This window comes from Limosilactobacillus balticus (genome assembly GCF_014145615.1).
Taxonomy (GTDB): Bacteria; Bacillota; Bacilli; order Lactobacillales; family Lactobacillaceae; genus Limosilactobacillus; species Limosilactobacillus balticus.
The window spans coordinates 90384-107377 of sequence record NZ_JACIVH010000042.1 but is presented as its reverse complement, the minus strand read 5'-3'; the positions used below and the strand labels follow the sequence as shown (position 1 = coordinate 107377).

The following is a 16994-nucleotide window of genomic DNA, read 5'->3' as shown; positions in this document are numbered from 1 at the left end:
CATCTATGTGTTTAAATATTCATCATCATTAAAAGTTAGATATTTAACTGTTAGGAGGCTTATGCTTTGAACAGAAATAAATTTAGTTTTCGAAGTTTCTTTAGTTTAATAAATCAATTACATCCGCAGTACATTAAGCTTTTTGTGGGAATTTTACTAGGCTTTATCTCCACAGGTGCTAACCTATTTGTTCCTCAACTAGCACAAAAGCTAATTAATAATTTTAAGAGTATTAGTCCAACGTTGGCAATTTTAACAGTTGTAATTTTTATAGCAGGATTAATTACAAGTGCGTTATCGGGATTATTATTAGGAATTTTTGGTGAAAATGTTGTTTCTAAATTACGGAAACAATTGTGGCAAAAACTACTAAAAATGCCTGTAAAATATTTTGATGATGTTAAAACAGGTGAAATTAGTTCACGATTAGTTAATGATACGTCACAGGTGAAGGATTTACTTGCTTCAACATTACCAAATGCAATGACATCGCTTTTACAATTCGTTGGTGCACTGGTTATTATGTTAGCAATGGATTGGCGGATGACATTGTTGATGTTTGTGGCAGTTCCTTTAGTGATCTTAGTTATGCTACCAGTGATGAATCAGTCGCGTAAGATTGGTCGGGTTCGACAAGATGAATTAGCAAAATTTGCTAGTGATTCAACCGATGTATTGGGTGAGGTCCGATTAGTTAAGTCTTCAAACGGTGAAGAACATGAACTGGCAAAGGGAAATCACCGTATCGACAATTTATATCATGTCGGTAGAAAAGAAGCGTTGATTAACTCAGTAACGCAACCAATTACAAACATGCTCATGATGATAATGTTTCTGGGAATTCTTGGCTACGGAGCAATTCGTGTTATGAATGGTGCAATGACTATGGGTGCCTTAGTCTCATTCTTAATGTATCTTTTCCAGATTATTAGTCCTGTTGTTGTAATTAGTCAGCTCTTCAATAATATGGCAAAGACTAGCGGAGCCACGGAACGTATCCAACAAATCTTAACTGAACCAGAAGAATTTGCTACTGACAAAGCAGAAAAAGATATTGCGAACGCACCATTGAGATTTGAGAATGTTGATTTTGCTTATGAGGAGGGTAAGTTCGTCTTACGAGATGTTAGTTTTGAAACCAAACCTAATGCAGTGGTAGCTTTTGCTGGTCCATCTGGTGGAGGAAAGTCAACTATTTTCTCGTTGATTGAACGATTCTATCAGCCAACAGGTGGGAAAATTTTAATCGGTGAAGAAAATATTGAAAATGTAGACTTAGCCAAGTGGCGTGCACAAATTGGTCTCGTAAGCCAAGATGCCGCGGTAATGCCAGGAACTATTCGTGATAATTTAACTTATGGGTTACGAAGAGAAGTCTCAGATGAGGAGCTTTGGGACGCATTAAGAATGGCTTATGCAGATGGCTTTGTCAGTAAAATGGAAGACCAGTTAGAAACCGAAATTGGTGAACGAGGGATCAAACTTTCTGGAGGACAACGACAACGAATCGCAATTGCTCGAGCTTTTCTCCGTGATCCAAAAATATTAATGCTTGATGAAGCCACTGCTAGCTTGGATGCTGAATCAGAGGCAATGGTTCAAAAAGCACTAGGAGACTTAATGCAAGGAAGAACAACGCTAGTAATTGCTCATCGCTTAAGTACGATTGTCGATGCCGATAAAATCTACTTTATCGAAAATGGAACAGTATCTGGCGCAGGAACCCATCAAGAATTATTAAAGACAACACCACTATATGCACAGTATGTAAAAGATCAATTTAAATAAAATAAGGACTGCGAAAAGATGAGATTTCCGCAGTCTTTATTTTAAGTATGAAAAAAGCGACTGAGATAAAATCTCAGTCGCTGTAAACCTCTGATGGGCAGTCAGGGGATCGAACCCTGGACCCACGGATTAAGAGTCCGTTGCTCTGCCAGCTGAGCTAACTGCCCATATCCTTTAACAGAATACTTAAACAGTTTAACTTGTTATTGATCAAATGTCAAATATTTTTCATAAGTTTTTAGAAAATATTTATGGAACTTTTCCCTGTGCTATAATAGAGGCACTGATATATAGCAGATTTAAAGTAATTAATCAATTAACCCAACGGAGGGAATCATTGATATGGCAAAGAAAATTTTAGTTGTTGATGATGAAAAACCAATTTCTGATATCATCAAATTTAATCTTGAAAAAGAAGGATATGAGGTTGTCGTAGCCTATGATGGCGAAGCAGCTTTAGAACAAGTTGCAACAGAAAATCCTGATTTAATTATTCTCGATCTGATGTTGCCGAAGATCGATGGACTTGAAGTAGCCAAGCGGGTGCGGGCTAAGCATACCATGCCGATTATTATGGTAACCGCTAAAGATTCTGAACTAGATAAGGTGCTAGGTCTTGAACTTGGGGCCGATGATTATGTTACTAAGCCATTCTCTAACCGCGAACTAGTGGCACGAGTCAAAGCTAATTTACGGCGTCAAGCAACTATAAAGGCACCAGCAGAAGAAGAAAATAATACTGATATCCAAATCGGTGACCTTACGATTCATCCTGAAGCCTACACAGTAACTAAGCGGGGCGAAAATATCAATTTAACGCATCGTGAATTTGAGCTTCTCCATTATCTAGCTCAACATATTGGACAAGTCATTAACCGTGAACACCTTCTTCAAACTGTATGGGGTTATGACTATTTTGGAGATGTACGGACAGTTGATGTGACCGTTCGCCGACTTCGTGAAAAGATTGAAGATAACCCGAGTCACCCACAATGGTTAATTACCCGGCGTGGTGTTGGCTATTACCTAGCAAATCCTGATCAGAATTAGAGGCTGAACCATTGTGAACAGCAAGTTAAAATTTTATCAATCGATTCGCTTTAAAATCGCTCTCGTATTCGTGTTAATTTTGATGTTAACACTTGAATGTGTTGGGGCGGTTTTTGTGCGTCAATTAGAGCATCAGAACCTTAATACGTTTAAGCAAACCATTGAGTTACCGTCTTATGTTGATAATTCTTTAGCAGAGCAGTTATCACGATCAAATACTAAAAAAGCAAACAAACAAATTAACCAAATTCTTTCAGAAGTTAATAATAATAATATTTCTGAAATTCGGGTGGTTGATAGTAAGAGTATTGTGCGGGGAACCAGTAACGCTGATAATCGGAGTGCAATCGGTCAAAAAACAACTGATCAAGCTATCAAAGCAACTTTATTAAATAATAGGTCACATACCGAAAATTTGTACGATAATTCAAATCACACGCGCTATTATGTAAATGTTATTCCCCTCGTGGATAACAGTAATAATAATGTTGTCGGAGCTGTTTACCTGCGAGCTAGTCTAGAAAGTGTCTACTCTAATATTAATAATATTACTTTGGTATACCTATCTGCGGCGATGATTACCATTGTCTTGAGCTTGATCTTGGCAATTATTATTTCCCAGGAAATTACCCGACCAATTGAAGAAATGAGGAAACAAACATTACGGATTGCGCGGGGAGATTACTCTGGCCAAGTAAAAGTATTGGGAAATGACGAGTTAGGACAATTAGCAGGGGCAGTTAATAATCTTTCTGTCCGGGTTGAAGAGGCACAGGAGTCGAGCGATTCTGAGCGACGGAGGCTTGATAGCATTTTGTCCCATATGTCAGATGGGGTTTTAGCTACTGATCGTCGAGGGAATGTGACAATTGTAAATAATATGGCGTTACAGTTATTAGGTGTCGAAAATGAAGATGATTTAATTGGTAAGTCAATCATTGATGTGTTGGATATTCGTCATGACTATACCGTTCGGCAACTAGTAAATGGGGAACAACGCGAGATGATTATTGATATGTCAAATTCTGGCAATAATTTGATCTTAAACGCATACTTCTCGCCAATTCAACGTGAATCTGGCTTTGTCAGTGGGCTTGTCTGTGTCCTTCATGACGTAACGAGCCAACAAAAAGAAGAACGTGAACGGAAGCAATTTGTTTCAAACGTCTCGCATGAATTGCGAACCCCATTAACAAGTGTCCGAAGCTATGTCGAAGCATTAAGTGATGGTGCTTGGCAAGATAAAGAAATTGCTCCCAAGTTCTTAAAAGTTGTCCAAGATGAAACAGACCGGATGATTCGGATGATCAATGACTTGTTAAGTTTATCGCGGATGGATGCAGGGACAACGAAACTCAATCTGGAATACGTAAATATTAATGAGTTATTTAACTACATTTTGGATCGTTTCGATATGATTATTAAAAAAGAAGAAGATCCCAAAAAGAAAAAATATACGATTGAACGATACTTTACTAAGAAAGATTTATGGGTTGAGATTGATACCGATAAGTTTACCCAGGTAATTGATAATATTATGAATAATGCGATTAAATATTCTCCAGACGGGGGTGTGATTACAACACGCTTACTGGAGACGCATAATCATGTGATTTTAAGTATTTCTGACCAAGGCCTAGGTATTCCACGAAAAGATCTTGGGCGTATCTTTGATCGGTTCTTCCGCGTTGATAAGGCAAGAAGCCGGAAGCAAGGAGGTACAGGTCTGGGATTAGCTATTTCCAAGGAAGTTATCAATATGCTTGGTGGACAAATTTGGGTTGATAGTGTAGAAGGCAAGGGTTCAACATTCTATATTTCCTTGCCATATGTACCTTATGAGGAGGAAGACTGGGATGATGAAGAAACTGAAAAGTAATTGGCAAGCAATCGCCTTAACGGTTGTTGTGCTTCTTAGTTTATTCATTTCATGGATTGTCTGGACCAACCCATTTCCTTTTGAGGGAGCACGACACGAAAATTTCAATAATAATCAATCTCAACAATATACGCCACAATCAATGGGAGATGTTTATCTTCCAACCAAAGCAGTTGAGACGAATAAAAAGGGAACTCAGAATCAACTTTATAGTCCTAAAGCTAATTTAATTCTGAGTGTGAAAAAAGAATTAGAGGATTGGAAATTAGGTCGGACAAATGTTGTCAAACAAAATAATAGTGATGTTTACTTGAGCTATTTGCGGCGACGGAACTCGTTAATGCTGACATATCCTGATGAGGTACCAAGTTCAGTTTTCAATGAAACCTTTTCTCAGTCAATTGATACTGACCGGGTTAATCAAATTAACCATATTGTTATCCCATTAAACGGGCAACATGAGATTTACTTACTTGGTGACCATCATTATAGTGTATACCGAGTACGGGTAGAGCAAGGAAAATTCAACCATATTCGGCAGCTCTTAAAGTCAATGGACCAGATCCCGGTTGACCATAAGATTATTAATGGGGTAGCAGTAATGATGTATCCGCGATCCTTTGAACTACCAGCACTAGGATATCAAATCACTACGCAAAATATTGATACCCTTAGTGCTAGTCTAATGAGTACTAACCAGCACACAACAATTACGGCAAATCGGAATGGCAACGAGACTACCTATACGGATGGAACCAATCGTCGGCTGATATTTAATCGTCAAGATGGAACTCTTAAATACGAAAACTATCTTAGTAAGGACGATCGAGAATCGACAAGCCAGATTTTTCCTCACTTCTATAATAAGTTGACGACAATTGGAATCCCGCTTGATAATTTACGCTATGATGAGGTAAGTGAGCATGGTCGACGGTTAAACTATCGTGCTTATGTTAATAGCTTTCCAATTTTTAATAGCGATGGTTATGGGGAAGTAACCCTTGAATCTACAAGCGGTGGTAATGAACGTTTCTGGCTAAGTCTTTATAGCCTTCAAGTGCCATTACCAATTGACCACCAGATGGTTAAACTCCCATCAAGCGCAGATGTGATTAACCAATTACATGCAACTAACCGGATGCGTGACATAAAGGACTTGCGTGTCGGATATATTTGGAAAACTGATAAAGATAGTCATGTTGTAAAGCTAGTACCAACATACTTTATTAAGTATCGCGGCCACTGGGTTGAATATACCGAGTTAGAAAAGTAGGAGGGTTAAAGAATGAATTTTAAACGTATTCAGTGGATCTTTATCCTTGCCTTTTTACTTTTTGATATCTTTGTTGGAAGTTCATTAATCTTAGAAACTAGATTTACAGTTTCTAATGGTCAGCAAAATCGCCAATCAACAGTGTTAAAAGAAATGCGCAATGACTCGATTAGTTATGGCGACCTTTCTAACAAGCAGCAAACCGGATATTATATTGCTGGGAAAAAATCATCTGATGGTGGAGTCCTAGAGCAGGAAACCGGAAAATTACGTAATCAAAACTTTCGCCTTTCTTCAGGAACATTGACTAGTGAGTTTGATAAGCCAATTAAAATCACTGAAAGTAATAATATTCGGCGGGTCGATCGCCTATTAAAAAATAAAAAAATGGTAAGCTTGGGAAATCATTATCGCTATAACAAGGAATTATCTGATAAAAATACCCTTGTTTATACGCAAATGCTAGAAGGAAAGCCACTATTTTCAAATGATGGGCAAATTCGTTTTCGAATAAACTCTGACCATGAGATAACAGGTTATACGCAGACTTACTTGCAAGATGTTGAAATCCTCCGGCAACGGTCAAATACGATTAGCCAGCGCCGAGCGATTACATGGTTGTATAAACATAATCAGATTCCTAATAACTCCCGCATTAGGTGGTCGGTACTAAGTTATTCTAAGCTCCTTAACACTACTACTGATGATAAAGCAGTTTATGTGCCAACGTGGACTGTTGAAATCAAGACTAAAAACTCAGGAGCAATTCAACAATTACAAGTTAACGCATTTAATAGTACAGTTATGAAGGAAACACCAGATAGTGTAAATACGAACTCGTTAAATAATAAGTAATTGAGGAGGAACTTTAAGTGACAGAAACGGATCCATTACGTTATAGTGTACTTGCGAGCGGAAGTACAGGGAATGTAACTTATTTGGAAACGCGCAACCACCGAATCTTAATTGATGCTGGTTTAAGTGGAAAGCGAATTGAAAATTTAATGAAGAAGATTGATCGATCATTAAAGGATGTCGATGCAATTTTTGTAACACATGAACACAGTGATCATACGCATGGTGTTGGTGTCTTGGCACGCCGTTATGGGATGGATGTTTATGCCAATGAAGGTACCTGGCAGGCAATGGCTAATAAAGTTGGTAAAATCCCATTAGCACAAAAGCATATTATCGCACCAAATACTGTTAAGGACTTGGGAGATATGGATATTGAAAGTTTTGCGGTATCCCATGACGCGGCGCAACCACAATTTTACCAAGTTCACCACAATAATAAGACTTTCTGTATTATTACGGATACTGGTTATGTTTCTGATCGAGTTGAGGGAACTATTCGAAATGCAGATGCTTATGTAATGGAATGCAATCATGATACAGAAATGCTGCGGATGGGTCCTTATTCATGGCCATTAAAACAGCGGATCTTGGGGGATGAGGGCCACCTTTCCAATGAAGAAGGTGCGGATGCATTGATGAGTGTTGTTGGCCGGCGAACCAAAGAGATTTTCCTTGGTCACCGTAGTCAACATAACAACATGCGCTCACTAGCCCATTTAACAGTTGCAAGTTTAATGGAGCAGCATGACTTTGGTGTTGATCATGATTTTAAATTGCAAGATGCTGAACCAGAAGAACCAAGCAAGCTAATGACGTTATAATAAAAGAGATATCACGGTTTTTATCGACTTTATTCAATGATTTTTCATATTTAAATTGTAATTTGAAGATAGTGATTCTTTAACTTAGTGGAGGGTTTAATTGATGAATAGGATAAAACAAGCTTTTAAAGATCGTTTGTGGCTAGGCGTAATTATTGTCGGCTTATTTGCTGGTCTTATTGGTGGTGGAATTGCCTTAGGAATTAATAACCTGGTACAACACCATGAAGAAGTAACAAGTACACGAGTTCCAGCTGGATCTAATAAGTCTGGTGGTACGAAGGTTAATAAGAATAAGGCCGACTTAAACGGAGAGGCATCCCAAGCTTATAAGTCCGTTCAAGGAGCCGTTGTTAGTGTTATTAATAAACAAAAAGTTCAGCAATCAAGTGGGACTCTAGGGATTTTTGGTTATGGCAACAGTAGTAACGGAAGCAGCAGCAGTGATTCTTCTAGCGATAATAAATTAGAAACAGCTAGTGAAGGATCAGGAGTTATTTACAAGAAGAGTGGAAATTCGGCTTATGTTGTAACTAATAACCACGTTGTCAAAGGTTCAAACGCGCTCCAAGTAATTCTAAGCAATGGTAAAAAAGTTAATGCTGATTTAGTTGGGGCTGATTCTGCAACTGACTTAGCTGTATTGAAGATTAACGCTACAAATGTTAAGGCAGTTGCATCCTTTGGTAATTCTAATTCGATTGTTCCTGGTCAGGATGTGCTAGCAATCGGTTCACCAATGGGAAGTGAATATGCTAATACAGTAACGAAGGGAATTATTTCTGCAAAAGATCGGACATTAAAAGCCGGTACTGATGGCACTTTGACATCGGTTATCCAAACAGACGCCGCTATTAACTCCGGTAATTCAGGTGGTCCATTAATTAATATGGCAGGTCAAGTTATCGGAATTAATTCAATGAAACTTGCTTCTGATACACAAGGCTCTTCAGTTGAGGGAATTGGTTTTGCCATTCCAAGTAATGAAGTTGTGACAATTATTAACCAGTTAATTAAAAATGGTAAAATAACCCGTCCATCACTCGGAATTAGTATGGTGGATCTTAGCAATGTTACTTCAGATCAACAGCAATCAGTCTTAAAACTACCAACAAGCGTAAGCAAAGGGGTAGTGATTATGGATGTAAATAGTGGTTCAGTTGCTGATACTGCTGGATTGAAAAAGTATGATGTCATTACAAAGCTTGGTGATACTCAAGTTACAGATGCGGGTTCATTAAAGGCGGCCTTGTATAAATACAAGGTTGGTCAAAATGCTAAAGTAACTTACTACCGTGATGGCCAGCAGCATACCGCAACATTGCATTTAACCAAGAGTGCTGATACAACATCAACTTCAACTGATGACTCGCAGCAAGATAATAATTAATGAATTAAGATCGGGATGAACATTCCTGATCTTTTTTCATTAAAAGCCTCTTAATTAAAAGGGGTATAATATTAGTTATCAATATAAAGGATGGTGGGTAAAATGAATAATCCACGGTTTAAATACCCAGATACAAAGGCATATGAATTTGTAGTACATCGTTTAGAAGAACGCGGAGTAAACTTAGAAGAGCTTGCGAAGATTGTGTATGAGACGCAAAAGAGCTTTGAGCCAGATTTGACGTTAGAAATATGTCAAAAGTTCTTAATTGATACGATGCATAAGCGGGAATTACTAAATAGTGCAATGGTAGCACTTGAACTTGATCGGTTAACCGAAGAAGGAAAAGTAGATGAACCTTTAGCAGGTATTATAAGAAATGATGCTGGGGTGTTTGGGGTAGATGAAACCCTCGCGTTACAAATTGCTAATATTTATGGAACAATTGGCACGACAAACTTCGGTTACTTTGACCGGGTTAAGAGTGGGATTATTGCCAAGTTTGACCATGATAAGGTTCATGTAAATACATTTATTGATGATATTCTTGCGGCGATTGTGGCGGCTGTTTGTGGAAAGATTGCCCACCAGTACGCTTGATTAAAAATTAAATACTTTTATCATTAAAAGGAACATAATTTGTTTAGAGGAGTAAAGCAAATGAGTTATCAAACTTTTCAATTAAATCATAGTTGGCAAAGCCGATAACTCAGGGAAGCTGTAGTACAGATATGGCCTGGATTTATTCACAGATTATATCTGTACTGGCTGCTTTATCATGTACAAATAAGGCCTGTACGGATTTCAAGTACAGGCTTTTTCTATTCCACTGGATAAATAGTGGAAGTACCGAAAAATGGCAGCCCGTATTTTGAAAGGTGAAAGACCAGGGCAGATGGCTGTTAATAATTACCATCAGGGAGAACCGGTTCTTAATTTAAAGCAGGCTTGTAAATTAGGGATAAAAGTTCCAGCAGATTTTCAACGAGAAGCAGAACAACACGGAACAGTCTTTAAGTAAGACAATGGGAAATTTCCGAATAATAAGAAAAATTAAAGAAGATAACATTCGCTAGGTAACATTCCGTTGTATATTTACCACAGATTGTGTTGTAAATAGTTAGAAATACGTTAAAATAGTAATGTGAAATTGCTTGTGGATAAGTCGGTGGATAACTACCAGTAAATTTAAAGTAATTTTATAAATGTTGGTATATCAATAAAATTTGTTGTTCAAAACTTATCCACAAGCTAAATGTTGGTTTGTGGATAAGTGGAATTCTTTGGATTTCTTAATCGGTGATGCCTACGGGCACAAGGGATAAAAGGATTGTGGCTGAACGGTTGTTCCTGTAGATAACTGTGGATAAGTAATTTTTAAGAAAACGCTTTTTCAATAAAAAATTAACCGAACATTCGGGAAAAGAGGAAAAAATAATACTGGCCTGTGGATAACTTTGTGGATAAACTGTGGAAGGTAGTGGATATCTTGAATATAAAAATTATTGGTGTGGGTAAGCTAAAAGAAAAGTATTTTAAAGCAGGAATTGCGGAATATGCTAAACGACTTGGACGTTATTGCAAATTTGAAATTGTTGAAGTTCCTGATGAAAAAGCACCTGAATCTTTAAGCCAGGCAGAAATGGATGAAGTAATGGCAAAAGAAGGGGAACGGATTCTTGATAAAATCAAAGATCGTGAATATGTATATGCTTTAGCGATTAAAGGTAAAGAGCGATCTTCTGAAGAGTTCGCAAAAGAGATCAATAAATTAACAACTTATGGTCACAGTGATATTACTTTTGTGATCGGGGGTTCGTTAGGCTTAAGTCCAGCAGTATTAAAACGAGCAGATGCACAAATCTCGTTTGGACGTTTTACCTTGCCTCATCAATTAATGCGTTTGGTTTTAAGCGAACAAATTTATCGTGCTTTTACCATTATTAACGGGCTTCCATATCATAAATAAAGAATTTCTTGAGTTTTGGCTAGATTATTATTTATTGTTGTTGGCGATGGTATAGTATTAATTATGAAGTGTAATGGCATAAGAATTAAAGGATTTGATTTAAGATAGGCATACGAGGTTCTCAAATAATTCTTTTAGTGGTAATAGCCAGCTTATGCATTTTTATGATGCAAGGAAAAGCAAGTGCAAGGATAGTGAATGAATCACGACTAACATTACCTAATGAAAAAAGAATTGAGCATGATGAATTTGAACGTTACCAGTTTCGTGCAAAACAATTACGAACTTGGTGGCAATTCAAGCGACCGAAATATAAAATTGATTGGTCATTTTATCATAAGAAACGAGGATACTGAGATTAGCTCAGGTCCTCGTTTTTCTTTCACCTTTACAAAAAAGCTATTAAAATGAAGGTATTAAAAGGAGGCAATGATAATGAAAAAAGTTGGAATTATTGTTGGCAGCGTTCGTCCAAATCGGCGGAGTATGCAAGTAGCAAATTGGTTAAAAGTTCAATTAAAGAAAAGTACAAAAGTGCAATTTGACATCATCGACCTAAAAGAAGTTAATTTACCAATGATGGATGAACCTAAAATTCCTTATTTGGGATTATATGTTCACGAAAAAACGCGTAAATGGAGTGAATTAGTCCAAAGCTATGATGGTTTTGTGTTTGTTTTTCCGCAATACAATTGGGGCTATCCAGCAGTTTTGAAGAATGCCATTGATTACTTAGGAAAAGAATGGCAAGGAAAGCTGGTTAGTTTAGTAACATTCGGTGGACATGGCGGCTCGCAAGCACAAATTGCAATGAAATTAGTTGTAACTGGTTTAAAGATGGCAGCTCTTCCTGTTAATTTACAAATCAACTTGTTGCCAGATGATTCAACTGCGACCGCTGACCGGAAGTTAAATACTTATAATACGCAAGCAGCATTGTTAAAGACTGCTTTTGAAAATGAGCTAAAGTAGTTTGTGTTAAAGTAGCAAATTATTGTGGAACACTAATAGAAAATTGGTTCAGTTTGTGAAAATCATGACAAACATCGTGATATTGCAGCAGATTAGGCAAGATTATTATTATAAATTAGGCGATAATGAATAAAAAATCAAAATGTTTCTATTGCAAAAATAAAACGCTTGCACGATAATGGAATCGTATTCAAATGCCATGAGGAGGGTGTTTTTAATGAATAGACAATTTGATTTCTTAATGCCAAGCGTTAACTTCTTTGGTCCTGGTGTTATTGCTAAAATTGGTGATCGTGCAAAGATGCTCAATATGCACAAGCCACTGATTGTTACTACTGAAGGTTTATCCAAGATTGATAATGGCCCTGTAAAACAAACCATTGCTTCATTGGAAAAGGCTGGCGTTGACTATGCCGTATTTACTGGCGCTGAACCTAACCCTAAGATCCGGAACGTTCAAGCTGGTAAAAAGATGTACCAAGATGAAAATTGTGACTCAATCATCACTGTTGGTGGGGGTTCTGCTCACGACTGTGGTAAGGGTATCGGTATTGTTTTAACTAACGGTGATGATATTTCTAAGCTTGCTGGAATTGAAACATTGAAGAATCCACTTCCACCATTAATGGCTGTTAATACTACTGCCGGAACTGGTTCTGAATTAACTCGTCACGCTGTTATTACTAACGAAAAGACTCATTTGAAGTTTGTTGTTGTTTCATGGCGTAACATTCCATTGGTATCATTCAACGATCCAATGCTGATGCTTGATATTCCAAAAAACATTACTGCTGCTACTGGTTGTGATGCTTTTGTTCAAGCTATTGAACCATACGTTTCTGTTGACCATAACCCAATTACTGATAGTCAATGTAAAGAGGCTATTCAATTAATTCAAACTGCTTTACCAGAAGTAGTTGCTAATGGTCACAATGTTGAAGCACGGACTAAGATGGTTGAAGCTGAAATGCTTGCCGGAATGGCCTTCAACAATGCTAACTTAGGTTATGTTCACGCAATGGCTCACCAACTCGGTGGTCAATATGATGCTCCTCATGGTGTTTGCTGTGCCTTGCTCTTGACCACTGTTGAAGAATATAACTTAATCGCATGTCCAGAACGGTTTGCTGAATTGGCTAAGGTAATGGGCTTTGACACTACTGGTCTTACCCTTTACGAAGCAGCTCAAAAGTCAATTGACGGTATGCGTGAAATGTGCCGGCTTGTTGGTATTCCATCATCAATCAAGGAAATCGGTGCTAAGCCAGAAGACTTTGAAATGATGGCCAAGAATGCCCTCAAGGATGGTAATGCCTTCTCTAACCCACGTAAGGGTACTGTTGAAGATGTTGTAAAGCTTTACCAAAAGGCTTACGATGGTATTTACTAATAAGGTAAGTAAATAATTTAAAACGAAAAATCCATGGAAAGATTCACCTAGATCTTTCCATGGATTTTTTGCTCACTCTTTATCGGTTAGTTCAAAACGAATTTGTCCAAGTTGGAGTTTTTCAGGTTGCTTTGCGCCGTGAAAGATAAGCTTAAATAATCGATTTTCAACGCCAGCCGTGAAGATAAGTTGCTTATTTCCAATATTGATTGTATAGGTATCACCCTCGCTAACTACTTCTGCTTGTAAGAGGGATGACCATTGCTTAGCTGCTTCTTCGGGGTCACTAACATTAAAGACAGCTTGTTTAACAAAGAGGTCGCCAGCTGGGTGGAAGTTGATTAATCCCTGTTTCTTTAGGTCTTCGCGACGTTTATCATCATCTTCACTCCATTGAATAAAGAATGGGGCCGGCAAATGATTAACAAGTTCGTCATCGACATAGAAAATCTTCCATTGAATGAGTTTGCCAGCAGGATCAATCCGTTTTCCATCGGTAATATCACCGACATTAAGGCCCAGTCCCTTTAATCGCCGGTGGGTTTCTTCGATGTTATCAGTTCGAATGGCAATTGTTGTGATTCGCTGAATACCAGCAAAATAATCTTCAACAGCATCATGAATTGCTGAGTTATTTTCATATGGAAATGCCTTAGCTTTTTCCTTATTAGCGACTGCTAAGAGTTCGATATAGTTAAGTCCAAAATAATCTAGTGCGTTTTTGGTTCCCCAATATTCATGATGTCCACCAGGGGTAAAGGCTAGCCCTTTAGAGTTAAAATAATCAATTGCATCTTGCAGATTAGTTACATCGACCATTGTATGATCCCAATTTAACGTTTCTGTCATTTTAATCACCCTTATTCTGTTTGCCTAATTCCTTTGTTCGTTTAACAGCAGCAAGGACAGCATTTTCGATTCCGGCTGAAAAAGAGCTTTTGTCTAACTCGTGCTGAGCTGTGATACCCACTCCGCCAGCAGAATTATTAATATCAAGTAATTCGGCAGGGTGTTTACCACTTTGTTCTACAAATGCAGCGGCTGCGCGTAGATTCTCAAGAGCAAGTTTGTTTGCTTGTTGGCGAGGCATTCCGGCAAGCACGCCTGCGTTTGTAAAACTAATTAAAAAGTTATAGATATAGTTTGGTCCAGCCACGCCATATCCAGTAAATACATCTAGCAAGGATTCATCAATGTAATCGACTTTTCCAAAACTATTTAGAAAGTCTTCAATGACAGTTTGATTAGCTCGATCGTTTTTAACGACGCCACTATAACCCATGGCAACATCAGTCAAGGTATTGGGGATGATTCGTGTAATTGCAAAAAGATCTTCCTGTGATGAAAGTTGCGTAACTGTTACGCCGGCAATAATTGAAAGCACGTCCTTTTGGTAGTGGTGGGCGACAAGTTCTTTCATGATCTCTTGCCAGTTATCTTGTGGACGCACGCCTAGAATAACAAGATCAGCATTCTCAACAGCAGTCCAATCAGGTTGTTGACTTGCTTGAATATGATAAGTATCCGTCAAATAATTAACTCGATCGATCGAAATATCTGTTACCCCAGCTGTTTCAGGAGTAATTACTTCTTTCTTCAGTGCAGCCCGCAGCATTGCTTCCACCATTTGACCACCACCAAATGAGTAAATCTTAAGTGTCATTGAAACATCATCCTTTCTATATGTACCTAACCTAATCGTAGCGTATTTCAAACTAAGACGCTAATTTAAACACTTCTTTCAAAAAATAAATTCACAAATTGGTATACTTGAAATCAAATTAACAAGAAAACGTTTGCTGTATAATTAAATTATTAGTTGGAGAGAGAATAAAACAGCTTTTATTTGTTAAAAAATAAACTTTTCAATATGCTGTAATTGGATTTTCGTAGAGTGATATTAGTTGAATTGGTCTATGAAACAGTTGTAAAATGTAAGCGTTTATTTAAGGAGGAACCATTATGGCATATCAAAGTATCAATCCATTTACTAACCAAGTAGAAAAAACGTTTGAAAATACAACTGATGAAGAATTAGAACAAACATTGACTACGGCACATCAATTATATTTAGATTGGCGGAAATATAATGACCTTGAAGAACGGGAACGTCAAATTTTAAAGTTAGGTCAAATATTACGTGAACGGCGTGTTGAATATGCAACTATTATGAGTAAGGAAATGGGGAAATTAATTAGCGAAGCAGAAGGCGAAGTTGACCTTTGTGCTTCTTTCTGTGATTATTATGCAGCCCATGCAGATGAATTTCTGCAACCAAAAATTATTGCGACAACGAGTGGACGCGCCAAAGTTTTGAAGCAATCATTAGGAATTTTAGTTGCAGTTGAACCTTGGAATTTCCCGTTTTATCAAATTGCCCGGGTATTTATTCCCAACTTTATTGCAGGAAACCCCATGATTTTGAAGGATGCATCGAATTGTCCAGCATCAGCCCAAGCATTTGCCGATGCCGTTAAGGAAGCTGGTGCGCCAGCTGGCAGTTTAACTAATTTATTCCTTTCATATGACCAAGTAAATAAGGCAATTGCTGATAAGCGGGTAGTCGGCGTTTGTCTTACTGGTTCTGAACGTGGTGGTGCAACCGTTGCTAAAGAGGCTGGTGCTAATTTGAAGAAGAGCACTTTGGAACTTGGTGGTAATGATGCCTTTATTATCTTAGACGATGCAGATTGGGACCTTGTCGAAAAAGTTGCCCCAGCAGCTCGCCTGTATAATGCCGGACAAGTATGTACATCATCAAAACGTTTTATTGTCCTTGAAAAGGATTATGATCGTTTCTTAAAGATGATGAAAGATGCGTTCTCGAAAGTTAAAATGGGTGATCCGCTTGATCCATTAACAACTCTGGCACCACTGTCATCCAAGAAGGCGAAAGAAAAGCTCCAACAGCAAGTCGCTACAGCTGTAGAAAATGGGGCCAAAGTTTACTATGGTAATAAGCCAGTTGACATGGAAGGACAATTCTTTATGCCAACGATCTTAACTGATATTACTCCAGATAACCCAATATTTGATACGGAAATGTTTGGGCCAGTGGCTTCGGTTTATAAGGTTAGTTCCGAAGAAGAAGCAATCGAACTGGCTAATAATTCAAGCTATGGGTTAGGAAACACTATCTTTAGCAATGATTCCGAACATGCGGAACGAGTAGCAGCGAAGATCGAAACTGGAATGAGTTGGATTAATGCCGGCTGGGCTTCATTACCAGAATTACCATTTGGCGGTGTTAAGAATTCAGGTTATGGTCGTGAACTCAGCAGTTACGGAATTGATGAATTTACTAATAAACATCTAATTTACGAAGCACGACAATAGAAGATTAGTTAAACGACATGATTAAAGAGGCTGGGAGAAAACTTTGTTTTCTCTCAGCCTCAACTGTTTTCGTGAACAATAGCAAGATAACGTGGAAAATAATCACAAGGCTCGAGTCTAAGTACGAATGATAATCAGCCCGTGCCGTGCTAATTATCGCTCTAGCTTAGCCCACCGCCTTGTCGAGGAGATTATTTCCCCCTCCCTTTAGTGTTACCTGGGAAATTATTGAATTCTTTTCAATACAATCTTGCAATATTGTCTTACT

16 protein-coding genes and 1 tRNA gene are annotated in these 16994 nt (G+C 38.0%); 14 read left to right on the top strand and 3 right to left on the bottom strand.

What is annotated here, in order from left to right; genetic code table 11:
- Positions 1–66 precede the first annotated feature (66 nt).
- Positions 67–1788, top strand: coding sequence for an ABC transporter ATP-binding protein (locus tag H5S10_RS01295; RefSeq protein ID WP_182588460.1), 1722 nt, complete (start codon positions 67–69; stop codon positions 1786–1788).
- A 94-nt stretch (positions 1789–1882) separates the two neighbouring features.
- On the opposite strand, the gene H5S10_RS01290 is transcribed toward H5S10_RS01295, so the two are convergent.
- Positions 1883–1955, bottom strand: a tRNA-Lys gene (locus H5S10_RS01290).
- Between the two features lie 175 nt (positions 1956–2130).
- On the opposite strand from H5S10_RS01290, the gene yycF reads away from it, so the two are divergent.
- From yycF to H5S10_RS01230, 12 genes are all read left to right on the top strand, one after another.
- Complete coding sequence (gene yycF / locus H5S10_RS01285; RefSeq protein ID WP_182588459.1) at positions 2131–2838, top strand: response regulator YycF; 708 nt, start codon at positions 2131–2133, stop codon at positions 2836–2838.
- A gap of 13 nt (positions 2839–2851) precedes the next feature.
- Entirely contained in the window at positions 2852–4717 is a 1866-nt protein-coding gene (gene walK, locus H5S10_RS01280) for a cell wall metabolism sensor histidine kinase WalK (protein WP_182585929.1), read from the top strand.
- Positions 4695–5990 (top strand): YycH family regulatory protein, encoded by a 1296-nt coding sequence (locus H5S10_RS01275; protein ID WP_182585928.1) that lies wholly within the window; start codon positions 4695–4697, stop codon positions 5988–5990. Before walK ends, H5S10_RS01275 begins: the two co-directional genes overlap by 23 nt.
- Positions 5991–6002: 12 nt before the next feature.
- Entirely contained in the window at positions 6003–6845 is an 843-nt protein-coding gene (locus H5S10_RS01270) for a two-component system regulatory protein YycI (protein WP_134907211.1), read from the top strand.
- Positions 6846–6862: 17 nt separating this feature from the next.
- Positions 6863–7669: an MBL fold metallo-hydrolase gene (locus H5S10_RS01265; RefSeq protein ID WP_182585926.1), complete on the top strand. Its 807-nt coding sequence runs from the start codon at positions 6863–6865 to the stop codon at positions 7667–7669.
- Between the two features lie 103 nt (positions 7670–7772).
- A complete protein-coding gene (locus H5S10_RS01260; protein WP_182588458.1) occupies positions 7773–9059 on the top strand; it encodes a S1C family serine protease in 1287 nt (428 codons plus the stop codon).
- A 102-nt stretch (positions 9060–9161) separates the two neighbouring features.
- On the top strand, positions 9162–9659 hold the full coding sequence (locus H5S10_RS01255) for a phosphatidylglycerophosphatase A family protein (RefSeq protein WP_375138882.1): 498 nt from the start codon (positions 9162–9164) through the stop codon (positions 9657–9659).
- 256 nt (positions 9660–9915) lie between these two features.
- The gene (locus tag H5S10_RS01250; protein ID WP_225359314.1) at positions 9916–10080 is read left to right on the top strand and encodes an ABC transporter substrate binding protein; all 165 of its coding nucleotides are present in this window, start codon (positions 9916–9918) and stop codon (positions 10078–10080) included.
- A gap of 468 nt (positions 10081–10548) precedes the next feature.
- Complete coding sequence (gene rlmH, locus H5S10_RS01245) at positions 10549–11028, top strand: 23S rRNA (pseudouridine(1915)-N(3))-methyltransferase RlmH (protein WP_011953354.1); 480 nt, start codon at positions 10549–10551, stop codon at positions 11026–11028.
- Between the two features lie 143 nt (positions 11029–11171).
- The gene (locus H5S10_RS01240; RefSeq protein WP_094501663.1) at positions 11172–11384 is read left to right on the top strand and encodes a hypothetical protein; all 213 of its coding nucleotides are present in this window, start codon (positions 11172–11174) and stop codon (positions 11382–11384) included.
- Positions 11385–11457: 73 nt separating this feature from the next.
- On the top strand, positions 11458–12000 hold the full coding sequence (locus H5S10_RS01235) for an NADPH-dependent FMN reductase (protein ID WP_182588457.1): 543 nt from the start codon (positions 11458–11460) through the stop codon (positions 11998–12000).
- Between the two features lie 217 nt (positions 12001–12217).
- Positions 12218–13390 carry an iron-containing alcohol dehydrogenase gene (locus tag H5S10_RS01230; protein WP_182588456.1) on the top strand — a complete coding sequence of 391 codons (1173 nt, stop codon included), beginning with the start codon at positions 12218–12220 and terminating at the stop codon, positions 13388–13390.
- 72 nt (positions 13391–13462) lie between these two features.
- Here H5S10_RS01230 and H5S10_RS01225 read toward each other — a convergent pair whose 3' ends face one another.
- On the bottom strand, positions 13463–14239 hold the full coding sequence (locus H5S10_RS01225) for a VOC family protein (RefSeq protein ID WP_182588455.1): 777 nt from the start codon (positions 14237–14239) through the stop codon (positions 13463–13465).
- Between the two features lies 1 nt (position 14240).
- Positions 14241–15053, bottom strand: coding sequence for a pyrroline-5-carboxylate reductase family protein (locus tag H5S10_RS01220; protein WP_182585920.1), 813 nt, complete (start codon positions 15051–15053; stop codon positions 14241–14243).
- A gap of 299 nt (positions 15054–15352) precedes the next feature.
- On the opposite strand from H5S10_RS01220, the gene H5S10_RS01215 reads away from it, so the two are divergent.
- Entirely contained in the window at positions 15353–16726 is a 1374-nt protein-coding gene (locus H5S10_RS01215; protein WP_182588454.1) for an NAD-dependent succinate-semialdehyde dehydrogenase, read from the top strand.
- Positions 16727–16994: the final 268 nt, after the last annotated feature.

Coding starts and splice junctions, on each gene's coding strand:
- H5S10_RS01220 (WP_182585920.1), bottom strand. CDS start 15,053: ATGACACTTAAGATTTACTCATTTGGTGGTGGTCAAATGGTGGAAGCA.
- H5S10_RS01235 (WP_182588457.1), top strand. CDS start 11,458: ATGATAATGAAAAAAGTTGGAATTATTGTTGGCAGCGTTCGTCCAAAT.
- H5S10_RS01230 (WP_182588456.1), top strand. CDS start 12,218: ATGAATAGACAATTTGATTTCTTAATGCCAAGCGTTAACTTCTTTGGT.
- H5S10_RS01225 (WP_182588455.1), bottom strand. CDS start 14,239: ATGACAGAAACGTTAAATTGGGATCATACAATGGTCGATGTAACTAAT.
- H5S10_RS01255 (WP_375138882.1), top strand. CDS start 9,162: ATGAATAATCCACGGTTTAAATACCCAGATACAAAGGCATATGAATTT.
- H5S10_RS01270 (WP_134907211.1), top strand. CDS start 6,003: ATGAATTTTAAACGTATTCAGTGGATCTTTATCCTTGCCTTTTTACTT.
- H5S10_RS01250 (WP_225359314.1), top strand. CDS start 9,916: ATGGCAGCCCGTATTTTGAAAGGTGAAAGACCAGGGCAGATGGCTGTT.
- H5S10_RS01275 (WP_182585928.1), top strand. CDS start 4,695: ATGATGAAGAAACTGAAAAGTAATTGGCAAGCAATCGCCTTAACGGTT.
- yycF (WP_182588459.1), top strand. CDS start 2,131: ATGGCAAAGAAAATTTTAGTTGTTGATGATGAAAAACCAATTTCTGAT.
- H5S10_RS01215 (WP_182588454.1), top strand. CDS start 15,353: ATGGCATATCAAAGTATCAATCCATTTACTAACCAAGTAGAAAAAACG.
- H5S10_RS01260 (WP_182588458.1), top strand. CDS start 7,773: ATGAATAGGATAAAACAAGCTTTTAAAGATCGTTTGTGGCTAGGCGTA.